9 protein-coding genes are annotated in these 11,735 nt (G+C 38.2%); 7 read left to right on the top strand and 2 right to left on the bottom strand.

What is annotated here, in order from left to right; translation table 11 throughout:
- Window positions 1-111 precede the first annotated feature (111 nt).
- The 3 genes from RCJ95_RS02705 to RCJ95_RS02695 all read left to right on the top strand — a co-directional run bounded on the left by RCJ95_RS02705 (window position 112) and on the right by RCJ95_RS02695 (window position 2,926).
- Window positions 112-1,419, top strand: coding sequence for an ATP-binding protein (locus tag RCJ95_RS02705; RefSeq protein WP_274772410.1), 1,308 nt, complete (start codon window positions 112-114; stop codon window positions 1,417-1,419).
- 99 nt (window positions 1,420-1,518) lie between these two features.
- A complete protein-coding gene (locus RCJ95_RS02700; protein WP_257521743.1) occupies window positions 1,519-2,067 on the top strand; it encodes a histidine phosphatase family protein in 549 nt (182 codons plus the stop codon).
- A gap of 13 nt (window positions 2,068-2,080) precedes the next feature.
- Window positions 2,081-2,926 carry a GNAT family N-acetyltransferase gene (locus tag RCJ95_RS02695; RefSeq protein ID WP_446721865.1) on the top strand — a complete coding sequence of 282 codons (846 nt, stop codon included), beginning with the start codon at window positions 2,081-2,083 and terminating at the stop codon, window positions 2,924-2,926.
- A 119-nt stretch (window positions 2,927-3,045) separates the two neighbouring features.
- On the opposite strand, the gene RCJ95_RS02690 is transcribed toward RCJ95_RS02695, so the two are convergent.
- On the bottom strand, window positions 3,046-6,147 hold the full coding sequence (locus RCJ95_RS02690) for a stalk domain-containing protein (RefSeq protein WP_446721864.1): 3,102 nt from the start codon (window positions 6,145-6,147) through the stop codon (window positions 3,046-3,048).
- 419 nt (window positions 6,148-6,566) lie between these two features.
- On the opposite strand from RCJ95_RS02690, the gene RCJ95_RS02685 reads away from it, so the two are divergent.
- The 4 genes from RCJ95_RS02685 to RCJ95_RS02670 all read left to right on the top strand — a co-directional run bounded on the left by RCJ95_RS02685 (window position 6,567) and on the right by RCJ95_RS02670 (window position 10,570).
- The gene (locus RCJ95_RS02685) at window positions 6,567-6,791 is read left to right on the top strand and encodes a transcriptional regulator SplA domain-containing protein (RefSeq protein ID WP_004232790.1); all 225 of its coding nucleotides are present in this window, start codon (window positions 6,567-6,569) and stop codon (window positions 6,789-6,791) included.
- Between the two features lie 12 nt (window positions 6,792-6,803).
- Window positions 6,804-7,832, top strand: a complete 1,029-nt coding sequence (splB, locus tag RCJ95_RS02680; protein ID WP_446721863.1) for a spore photoproduct lyase — start codon at window positions 6,804-6,806, stop codon at window positions 7,830-7,832.
- Between the two features lie 472 nt (window positions 7,833-8,304).
- Window positions 8,305-9,240 (top strand): arginine deiminase family protein, encoded by a 936-nt coding sequence (locus RCJ95_RS02675; protein WP_446721862.1) that lies wholly within the window; start codon window positions 8,305-8,307, stop codon window positions 9,238-9,240.
- A 16-nt stretch (window positions 9,241-9,256) separates the two neighbouring features.
- Window positions 9,257-10,570 (top strand): amino acid permease, encoded by a 1,314-nt coding sequence (locus tag RCJ95_RS02670; RefSeq protein ID WP_274772421.1) that lies wholly within the window; start codon window positions 9,257-9,259, stop codon window positions 10,568-10,570.
- Here the strand turns inward: RCJ95_RS02670 and RCJ95_RS02665 are convergent.
- The gene (locus RCJ95_RS02665; protein ID WP_446721861.1) at window positions 10,517-11,323 is read right to left on the bottom strand and encodes a YqcI/YcgG family protein; all 807 of its coding nucleotides are present in this window, start codon (window positions 11,321-11,323) and stop codon (window positions 10,517-10,519) included. The two genes, RCJ95_RS02670 and RCJ95_RS02665, sit on opposite strands and share 54 nt — an antisense overlap.
- Window positions 11,324-11,735 lie beyond the last annotated feature (412 nt).

Raw genomic sequence — 11,735 nt, 5'->3', positions numbered from 1 at the left:
TTAATTTATGTAGGATATACAAGCAATGTTTGCTTTACAAACAAAAAAATAGAGTTAATTATAATATAATAATATTCTAGAATATTTATAGATGAGGAAGTACCGTTTTTTATGAAAAATAGAAAAATAAAACTAATATTAATTCTATCAACGATTTTATTATGTTTGTTTACAAGTTTAAACGTCTTTACATCCTATGTAAAAATAAAAAAGACCGTTGAAGAGTCGATTGCCAATCAAAGTTTAGAGGCAGCCCATTCTATTGCTGCATCCATTGATACGGATGCCTATCAGCGATTTTTAAATAATCCACAGGAAAATGATTATTATTGGAAAGTAAGAAATTATTTAAACGATGCTAGGATAAAATTAGGTGCACTATTTGTTTACACTTTAAAGGTGGATAATCCTGAAGTATCTATAGCCATGATTACAGGCATGCCAAAAGAAATGAAAGAGGGCTTCGGTATTGGAGTAGTTTGTACTGTTCCTGCAAAGCATGTAGAAAAGGCCTATAATGGTGAAACCTATGTTACAGAGGTAATTCATGATTCTGAACATGGGTCTTATTTATCTGTTGGTGCACCCATCAAAGATGATAATGGAACAATTATCGGGTATTTGGGCATTGACATTAGTGCAGATACGCTAAATGGTATTAAGGGTAAAGTCATTGAAGACAACCTATTTAATTTTATTTTTAATGGTGTACTTATTTTAATTGTCATCGGTTCTTTTTTATTTTTACAAAGATGGTATCAAAAAGAGGTGGCGAAGGAAGTTGGCGCTACAGAAGACACGTATCTAGCAGAAATCAAAACATTGATTACTTCGGTGTCGTCCCTACGTCATGATTTTACAAACCATATTCAAGTGTTACATGGTTTATTACAATTAGAAAAAACAGATCAGGCGAAACAATATTTATCCTCACTATCGAAAGAAGTTCAAGCGATTAAGTCATTAAAATTAAATATTGATCATCCAGGTTTGTCCATCTTATTGCAAACGAAGAAATTAACGGCTCAAAATCATCATATTGATATGGATTTTACGATTTCTCAAAATGACTTTAATAGGATTAAAACGACAGATTTAATCAAGATTCTATCCAATTTAATTGATAATGCGATTGATGCTGCTGTTGAATTACCTGAGGAACAACGTAAAATTAAGATTTGCTGTACTGCAGATGAATCACAGTATGAATTTAAAATTACCAATACAGGGCCAAATATTGCGAATCCTGATCAAATATTTAAACAAGGATTTTCAACGAAAAAACATGAGAATGGTAGACTAAGAGGACAAGGCTTATTTATTGTCAAAGAAATTATCACTAAATATAATGGTCATATTTCAATTGATTCATCAAAACATTTAGAAACGACTGCTATTGTCAGAATTCCAATAAAATAACAGAAAAAAAGCTTCCTACAAAAAGTTGTGGGGAGTTTTTTCTATGTATAGCACATACATTACAAAGTAGAAAGTGATATGATGAAGGAGATGAAGAAAATGGAAAAGGGTCTCCTAGCGTTATTGAGAAGGGGTGGGCTCACTTTATATGCAAGACACGGGACAGCAACTATTGGTGTAGATCAAGCATATAGTACATTTCAAAGTTGTCAAAATCAACGGAATTTATCAGATCAAGGTCGTAGGGAGGCAATTTATTATGGTCAAATGCTACGCTATTGGCAAATTCCCATCCTTTCCACCATCACTACCAGTCCTTTTTGTCGGACCATTGAAACAGCACGTTTGGCATTTCCAAACAGCAATATCCAAATTGACCCCTTCTTGTTTGAAATCTTTATGCTAGGTGGCAGTCTTCCTACAGTAGTGCAAAGCAGTATATTAACGATTTCTACAACAATGCTGGAAATCATCCCACCCGAGGGCATAAACAACATAATTATTGGTCATAGCTTTCCAAGAGATGTGGGGCTGGGTATCATTTCGAATATGGGGACGGTTGTCATAAAGCCTAAAGGTCAAGGACAAGGTTATGAGATTGTGAAAAAACTAACCTTAGAAAATTTAGCAGCATTAGATTCCATTTGAAAAGAGGGAGAGTATGAAGATTAAAACAGTTGCACAATGCACATTAGATGAAGTATTGAAAGCATGGAACAAAGGCTTTGAAGGTTATTTTATTGAAATTAATATGACAGCAGAAATGTTTTTACAGCGACTAGTGGGGGAGGGGCTATCTCCTGAGCATTCTATCGTCGTTTTTGATCAAGAGGAACCAATTGCCATTGTGATGAATGGCTTTCGTACCATCGACGGCCAAAAAACAGCTTGGAATGGGGGGACTGGTATTTCTCCAGCGTATCGTGGTAAGGGAGTCTCGCGCCTACTAATGGAGGAAACCCTAGCTATCTATAAGAGAGAAAATGTTGAATTGGGCACGTTAGAAGCGATTAAGGAAAATCAAGTAGCCATTGCTTTGTATAAAAAATATGGCTATGTGGTTGCCAATCAATTACTATTTTTAAGCGGCGAGTATGAAGCGAAGGCGATACCTACAGTAGCCCTTCAAATAGTGGCCATTCGCCCAGAGCAGCTAGCACATCGATCTTTCTATCAGGAAAATGTTCCATGGCAGTGTAGCTGGCAGAGCGTAAAGCAGGGAGAAGCAAGGGTGTTTTATAATGATAGCAATGAACCACTGGGCTATATGCTATACAAAACCTTGTGGAATGAATGTGGTGAGGTGGAACGTATTCTACTTTACCAATTGGTAATACTAGAAGATAGTAATGTAGATTTACTCCCGCAGTTTTTAGCAAGTATTACAACAGATAAAGTCCATTTGACGACAGTGAATTTCTTAGCGAGCAATCCAGCAACAAGCTATTTATTGAAGCAAGGATTAAAGGTGACAACAGAGCAGGTACAGATGACAAAGGAACTATAGGAAGTTGTCGTTCAGTATACGAGCCATAAAAAGTAATCCATTATTACAAAACAAGAAAGTACTCCCTATGGTGATGTATACGCCATAGGGAGTACCTGCTATAAAAAATAATGGACCAATTAATTAATTTGAGGGTCTTGGGCCGCCTCATTATTGATATTATCAGGAGATTTCTGGAGTTGCACTGAATTATTGGATGTGTTTGATAGCGAATAAGTTCCTTTCGCCAAAATCAGAACCTTAGCAACATATTCTGTAGATGAATCAAGTTGATTACCAAATGCATCTAAAGGTGTGCTTAGCGCTTGGCTAACGTTGGGAAGGCTATTCGGAAAAATTCTAGTACTATGTGTACTTTTAATAGCATCCTCCAATTTGAAACTATCTTCTTTATCCTTAGGTAACATAAACACTCTATACTCCGTTACGCTTTGACTATTTTTGACATCAAAGCTAATGTTTATATCGTTATATTTATATCCCTTATTCAAAATACTAAGTGTCACTTTCTCCACTGATCCAGAGGCTGAAAGGTCTTCCAAAGCAATGTAGGAAGATGGGTAGGATAAGCTATAGATTTCCTTAGAATTCCCACTGCCTACAGACAATATATATACGCGATATTCTTCGCCATTCGTTATAAGTCTACCGTCTGTATCTTTACTAGTAGCTCCCAATTTCATACTATACTGGCCTTTACCCCAACCTGTATAATTAGTTGCTCTAATAGCTGTGTTCAGATCAAAGTCATTTGCCTTTGATGCGGGTACAACTAGAATACGGTAGCTATCTATATTTGATTCATCAGAAGGTTTTGTAAACGATATCTGTAGATCTCGACCATCTCCATAATCACCAACATCGCTTACATTAATATTGCTTACTGCCTGAACAGCTTTGCTTTTACTAATTGTAATCACAGATGAAGGAGAGGACAGTGCATAGGCATTTGAAGAATTACCATTTGCAACAGTCAGTACATAGACGCGATAGCTAGTTCCTTCTGTAATAAAATTACCTCGTACATCCCTAATCCCATCCAATGTTCTATTTGCTACTAAATTTCCACCTTTGCCTTCTGTGATGTAATAAGAGCTACTATTAGCTTGTGAAAGATTAAAGCTACTGTAATATGCAGTTGGTACCATTAGAATCCGATAATGATTAACATTCGATTCATCCGTAGGCTTCGTGAATGTTACTTGCACATCACGGCCATCCCCTTTATCATCTATATCTGCAACATTTAGATTAGTTACAGCTTGCACAGTGAAGTTTTTAGTTAGTGTAATCGTAGATGTTGCGGCAGTTAGCGCATTGTTTCCTATGGTATTTCCATTGGCAACCGTCAATACATAGATACGGTAGTTCGTACCTTCTTTAATAGAATTTCCGCGTACATCCCGAGTATTTTCAGATAACGCTTGCTCATATATGGATTTCCCAGTTTTGTTAATAGTCGTGTAATTGCTGCTGGATATGCTATTAGCATCCGTCAGACTAAAACTATTGTAATTTGCTGTTGGTACCACCATAATTCGATAGTGATTAATAGGTGTCTCATCAACAGCTTTATTGAATGACACAAAGAGGTCGCGACCGTTACCATAGTCGCTCACATCGCTGGCAATAATATTCGACACTGCACCCACATTGTTGCTAAGCAGCGAAATCATATTGGAGGCTGAAGATAGCACATTATTTGCAGAGTTATTAGTTACTGCCATAATAAATACACGATAGCTAACGCCATTTTGAATGGCATAACCGTCAGTATCTTTTGCCCCTGCAGAGAGTACCTGAGTAATATTGTTGCCTGTTTTGTTCACTTGTGTGTAATAAGTGTTAGATAAACTGTTGGCTTTAGTCAATGTGAAGTTCGTATAGTTGTTAGCTCTTACAACAAAAATTCGGTAAGAGTTAACATTAGATTCATCAGACACTTTGTTGAAGCTAACTCTCAAATCGCGTCCATCACCAAAATCATTAACATCATCTACTTGTGTAATAGTCGGAGTAGATACAGTAAGCGTTACTGATAATGAAGCAGGCGAGAGTTTATTCATGCCCGAATTCGTATTACTTACAGACATAACGAACGCTGTGTAGGATTCGTTATGCTTTATAAAGTCACCTGAAGTATCTCGTGTTGAGGAGGACAGTGTTGCTATCAACGTACTGCCGTTGCTTCCCGATTTGTCCACTGTTGTATAATAATTGCTGGATAAATTATTTGCAGTGGTAAGACTAAAATTGTTAGCATCCTTGGTCTTTACTATAAACACACGGTAATTGGAAGTATTGCTATCATTTTGTGGACGAGTAAAGCTAACTGAGACATCACGTCCATCGCCAAAATCATTAATATCGCTAATCTTCACATTTGTTACCGCGGTAACAGTAGACATGTTTGTTAGTGTAATTTTCGGTGAAGAAGTTGATAATACGCTAGAATAAGAACCTTTGCCAATGGCAAGTATATAAACCACATAAGACTGATCATTTTTTATGTAGTCTCCGTCCACATCTCGTGAGCTTTGCGATAAAGTTACGGCACGATTCGAATTTGAAGTCGATACCACCGAATAATTAGAAGAGGAGACTTTCAGAGCTGATGAAACATTAAAACTTTTAGAAGCCTTCACAACCATAACCCGATAATGATCTACGTATGATTCTGTAGACGATTTAGAGAAGTTAACCTCAAGATCACGCCCATCTCCCTGATCATTGACATCTCGAACTGACACATTGCTCACTGGAGCAATACTATTATTACTTGGGATGTCTTTGTCAGTTTTAATAGATACTTGCTGCTTTTCCGAGTTCCAATCAACATCCTGACCAAGTGCTTCACTGACGAAGCGTACTGGCACCATTGTTCTACCTTTTAATACCTGTGCTGGTACATCAAGCGTTACTGTCTGGTTATTAATAGTAGCTGTCTTTGATTTAATCTTGAGAACTACCGTTGTATCACCTTTTATCCCTGTGACTGTTTGAGTCTTTTGGTCCCAGTTTACGCTTGCATTCAATGCTTCAAAGATCGCTCTAAGTGGCAACATAACACGTCCTTGAATCATCGCTGGTGGCTGATCGGTTTTTAATTGAACCCCATCCACATTAATTGTGATGGCTTTTGCCGCTTGTGCGGTTGCCGGCTGTAATAATAACGGTACAATAAGTATCGCAGCAAAAAGTAAAGTCCATATTTTTTTCATAAATTCCACCCTTCTGCATGCCATTTGATTGACTTAGCATGACACCTAATTAAACGTATGAGCAGCATAAAAGTTTCACCCTTTTACCTTTTGAAGAAAATTTAACCATCACACAGTATTGATACTTTTTCTGGCTTATTTTCCTTATAACTGGACTGAAAAGAGTTAGGGGATTTTGAGTGGATATCGTCCCACTATTCAACGCAGGAGAGTTGAATAAAGCAGGTTAAATTGAAGGACGACGTTACAATGCTTAGGCAGTGGCAATTTTCTTGCTCATAATTGTTTATACCATCACTAGCTTGCTATTTTATTAAAAAATAACCGAAAATATATTGGATTTTACCAACTAAATTTTTTATGACATATTTTTTGTACACTTTCACCAAACTAATGGAAAGGCAGAGGAAGGTGAAGAGATGCAACAACCATTTGATGTGGGTGATATTGTTTATATTTTTTACCGCAATCCACATATTCAAGATGTAACGAATATACAGGAAGCAGCAGTCGTTTATCATCCAGAAAAACCAGAGGAGCTAGCTCTATTTTTATTTGAAACCTATTATCCAATCACGAATGATATGGTAATTTTTGCAAGTGAGATGGCGGCTGAACAGGCCTATCACCAGTATTTTCATTAAGGGAGGACTCACATGATGAAGCCATTTACCCCTCAGCTTGTTTATTTTGAGCCAGATGCCCTCCAGTATCTATTAGGTCAGGAGCTAAAAGAGAAGTTTGAGCAGATGGGAATTGAAATTCGCTATACCACTTCCCATAATCAAGTGAGAAACCTTCCTGGAGACAATGATTTTCAAAAGTATCGGGTAGCAAAATCGACCTTAGTAGTGGGTATCCGAAAAACATTAAAGTTTGATACATCTAAGCCCTCAGCGGAATATGCCATCCCATTTGCGACTGGCTGTATGGGACATTGTCATTATTGCTATTTACAAACAACTATGGGCAGCAAACCTTATATTCGGACGTATGTCAATGTCGATGAAATCCTAGAACAGGCCGATCACTATATGGCAGAACGAGCACCTGACATCACTCGCTTTGAGGCATCCTGTACTTCTGACATTGTAGGGATTGATCATCTTACACATACCTTAAAGCGAGCCATTGAGCATTTTGGACAAAGTGAGCTAGGTCAGTTACGATTTGTAACAAAATTCCATCATGTGGATCATTTATTAGATGCCAAGCATAATGGTCGTACAAGGTTTCGTTTTAGTGTCAATGCTGATTATGTGATTAAGCACTTTGAGCCAGGTACATCACCATTGGAAAAGCGCATTGAGGCAGCGGGGAAAGTGGCAAGAGCTGGATACCCACTCGGATTTATTGTTGCCCCAATCTATCTTCATGATGGCTGGCAGGAGGGCTATTATCGTATGTTTGAGCGATTGGATGCTGAATTGCCAAAGGATGTGCGCGATGACATCACCTTTGAATTTATTCAACATCGCTTTACAAAACCTGCAAAACGAGTGATTGAAAAAAATTATCCAATGACAAAGCTAGAGCTCGACGAGACGGTAAGACGATATAAATGGGGTAAATACGGCATTGGTAAATATATCTATCAAAAAGAGGAAGAGGAAGATATAAAAGAGCATCTGTATGGTTACATGCAGAAGTTTTTCCCTCAAGCAAAATTAGAATATTTTACATGACAATTAGAGAGAGAACGGCTTGTTTTCTCTCTAAATTAATTATGCGATATATCGATGGTCTTTTAAATCGTTTGGTAAATGGAGAAGAGATAAATATTGCCGTATCTCTGATTCATTGTAATCAATCACTAAATGACCGAGTCCATCTCTTGTATAGAAGAATGCGGTAACGGCGTACAATTGACTTTAAGGTAACAATTAGTACGTGAAAAACCACCTAGTAACTGTAAATCCGTAATGGCTAGTCCTTTTAACAGTATTCTTTAAGCCCTTGCCTAATTTCAGGAAACTACCAGGAAGTCCCCATCCTCCCTTCTATCTTTTTTACAGTAATAGACCACCAAACCAGGTAAAACGATTGTTTAATACCTACATTTAATTGGGAAAATTTTCTTGATTATGGTCCTTGTATAATCTTAAAGTCAATGGTAACGCTAACAGAGATTGTTGTGAAGAAGGAGAGAATACTTGAATGGATTCATTTCAACTAAATTGTTGGTCAGAACATGGAGAACTGAAAGTGGTGATGCTTTGTGCACCTTCCGTCGTAGATGTAACGGATTTAACAATAGCAGAGCAGGTTGGTTGGAGTGATGCAGTCAACCATCAGAAGGCAATGGATAATTTCATGGCATTCAAGACAACATTCGAAAACGCAGGGGTACATGTACTTGATTATGCAAGGGAACTAGCCCATGATCAGCAGCTATTAAGTGAACAGCTGCTTAATCGTTATTTTGTGCGTGACCTAGCCTGTGTCATTGGGAATCGACTTTTACTTGGAAATGCTGGAAGCTCACTTAGAAAACCAGAGTACCCTCTTGCACATTCACTATTAGAAAAATGGTTTCCACAACAATGGAAAGCTAATTTGCAACCGCTTCATTCCTTCGAATGCGGAGATTTGTTAATTTTAAATAAAGATGCTGTGCTTATTAATCTTGGAATGAGAACATCGATAGAAGCTATCGAAAGCTTAAAGGAAAGCATTTTTCAGGAGGGGTTTTCTGAAATTGCCGTAATTGATTTACCGAAAAGCAATGATACGCTGCATTTAGATATGAATTGTAATGTTGTAAACGCGAATCTGGTTGTTGCTAAAAGCTTTGTACGCCATTATCCTGTTCAGGTATTAACAGTTCAAAGCAGTCGTTTTGATATGGTAGAGTCATTTTTAAAGCGTCATGGTTTGGATGTTTACTGGCTTGACTCGTATAAGACCATTCCAGACATCAACTTTATTAACCTGAATCCAGAAACTATCATAATAAGTAAGCAGGCAAAGCCACAACAATTATTGGCGCATCCACTACTGAAGAATAAAAACTTGCTTGAAGTTGATGTCACTGAGCTTGAAAAAGGCGGTGGTGGCATTCGATGTATGACATTGCCATTGGTAAGAACGTAACGAAGGGTTGAGAACAATGACTTCAAAATCAGCTAAAGGAAGTATGGCCTGGTGGCAGCTTTCGCTTCTAGGTATTGGTTGTACTTTGGGCACTGGCTTTTTTCTTGGGACAAGTATGGCCATTCATAAAAGTGGGCCTGCCGTATTAATTCCTTTTTTATTAGCGGCCATTTGTACGTATATCGTGTATGATGCACTTGTTAAAATGTCTGTGGAAAACCCAGATAAAGGCTCATTTCGTACCTATGCCAAGCAAGCCTTTGGACGCTGGGCAGGATTTAGCAATGGCTGGGTGTACTTAATTTCTGAGCTATTAATCATGGGAAGCCAGCTGATGGCGCTCGGCATTTTTACGAAATTTTGGTTTCCGGCGCTGCCCCTGTGGGTTGCTGCCTCGATTTATGCTGCTATTGGTTTAGTTGTTATTCTCACAGGCATGAAGGGCTTTGAAAATTTCCAAAATATCTTCGGTGCCTTAAAGGCAGCTGCCATCATTATGTTCATTATTGTAGCAGTGTTCATCATCATGAGAGGTACACCATCTACTACAATGGCTTCACTTCAGGCTAATTATGAAGCATTTTTTTCACAAGGACTAAAAGGTATTTGGCTCGGATTACTTTATGCCTTTTATGCCTACGGAGGAATTGAAGTGATGGGTTTAATGGTCATCGATTTGAAAAATCCAAAAGAGGCGCCAAAAGCGGGGAGAATTATGCTGATCGTGATTACCGTTATTTTCATCATGGCCATCGCCCTTGCATTAGCACTCGTTACGTGGAAAGACTTTTCGATCGATGAAAGTCCTTTTATTACAGCGCTTCAAGGATACCATATCCCTTATGTGGCAGATATATTTAATGGTGTGCTAATCATTGCTGGTTTTTCAACAATGGTGGCCTCGCTTTATGCGGTGATCACCATTCTCACTACACTTGCAGAGGATCATGATGCACCGGCAGTACTTGCAAAGAAAGGAAAAATGAAAGTTCCTTTTCCAGCCCTTTTATTTTTAACGAGTGGCCTAGTAATCACAATTGTGATTGGTTTTTTGATGCCAGAAAAAATCTTTGAATATTTGATTACAGCGGCGGGTTTAATGTTGATCTATAATTGGCTTTTTATTTTAGTGACCTACTGGAAGCTCATGGAGTTAACAAAGTGGGGGCATGTAAAGAATGGTATGGGGATGTTGCTCATTGCTGTGACGGTATCTGGAACTTTAGGTGAAAAAACAAGCAGACTCGGTTTTTACGTGAGCCTGCTCTTTATAGTCTTAATCAGTGTGGCGACCTGGATTGTTGTGAAAAGGCAAAAAAACATTACGTAATGAACCATTTGCCTGAGACATCCTTAAAAAAGGACATTTGGATGGACTATGGTTATCATCACTTAAGAAGTATTGTTTCCATTCATAACTATCTTCTTGCCCATACCATTTTAAATCTGGATGTCCTGGGACTGTGTCGTAGTCTGCAATCCGCTGACGAATGAGCTTTTTGATTTTTCGCCCAAAGGCTGTGGTGTCGTTTATATCATCGAATATCCAACGTGGTTGAATGGCCATTAATAAAGTGGAAAAATGACGACTCTTTCGTAATTTATGAGCTGGTGTTGCACAAGAGATAAAATAGGGTTCACCATGAAAGCAAAACTCCCATTCATGGTGAGTAGGCTCCATTGGTATTCCCTCAGGCCAATTCATCTCATCCAAATTGGTTAAATTATTTAATATGGACCAAAATAACTGCTGATAATCTGCCACCTCAAAGCTATCTTGCATATCGTGAGGGGTATGAAAGAACACAGTAAGAGTTGTATACTTCCCGAAAGTTCGTGATGCTTTCGTATAGTCCTTTAAGCATTGTGCTAACATTTTAATCGATTGCTCTTCCCGTGGATCCCCGATAAAACTATAGCGCAAATGGTTTGATAAAAAGCCCATTCTTGCTGGTATACATGGAAACGTATTCGCTTCATCCGCAATCGTGGTAGCAAAATCTGTATAGGCCGACTGTTGCCATAATGGAAGTGTTTCAAACTGTTCTTCAATCCACTCCCGATCAAATACTACTACTTCCACTTGAGACTCCTCCTTCTACTCACCTTTATACTATTAAAGAAAAGACAAAGTGGTTACGAATCTGTGGTGCGTGACACTAAAGATTTTTAATGAATCAAGTCAAATTATGGCTAACCTTTTTGCGTGAAAAGAAAAATGATTCCATGAAGAAGAATGAGCAGTTTTTGGTTTAGAAGTGATCACTTCGAGCAAGGAGATGAGCAATTTAAAAGAGAGAGCTACAAGCCAAGGAAAGAGCGGCTGTGAATAAGAAGTGAGCACTTTAAACCAAAGAAAGAGCGGTAGGGTACTTCTGTCAATAAAACGGACACTAAAATAAGAGAGGTTTTTGGCTACCGCCCTTCGGTTGCTCTGCTCTTTCATGGAGAATGGTTTCTAGCGTAACCATTCCCCATGAAAGACCTTGTGAGAA

Source organism: Lysinibacillus sp. BSL11, from assembly GCF_052928325.1.
Note: the sequence above shows the minus strand (reverse complement) of the source record. Positions and strands in the feature narration are given on the sequence as shown.

Coding starts and splice junctions, on each gene's coding strand:
- RCJ95_RS02705 (WP_274772410.1), top strand. CDS start 112: ATGAAAAATAGAAAAATAAAACTAATATTAATTCTATCAACGATTTTA.
- RCJ95_RS02700 (WP_257521743.1), top strand. CDS start 1,519: ATGGAAAAGGGTCTCCTAGCGTTATTGAGAAGGGGTGGGCTCACTTTA.
- RCJ95_RS02695 (WP_446721865.1), top strand. CDS start 2,081: ATGAAGATTAAAACAGTTGCACAATGCACATTAGATGAAGTATTGAAA.
- RCJ95_RS02690 (WP_446721864.1), bottom strand. CDS start 6,147: ATGAAAAAAATATGGACTTTACTTTTTGCTGCGATACTTATTGTACCG.
- RCJ95_RS02685 (WP_004232790.1), top strand. CDS start 6,567: ATGCAACAACCATTTGATGTGGGTGATATTGTTTATATTTTTTACCGC.
- splB (WP_446721863.1), top strand. CDS start 6,804: ATGATGAAGCCATTTACCCCTCAGCTTGTTTATTTTGAGCCAGATGCC.
- RCJ95_RS02675 (WP_446721862.1), top strand. CDS start 8,305: ATGGATTCATTTCAACTAAATTGTTGGTCAGAACATGGAGAACTGAAA.
- RCJ95_RS02670 (WP_274772421.1), top strand. CDS start 9,257: ATGACTTCAAAATCAGCTAAAGGAAGTATGGCCTGGTGGCAGCTTTCG.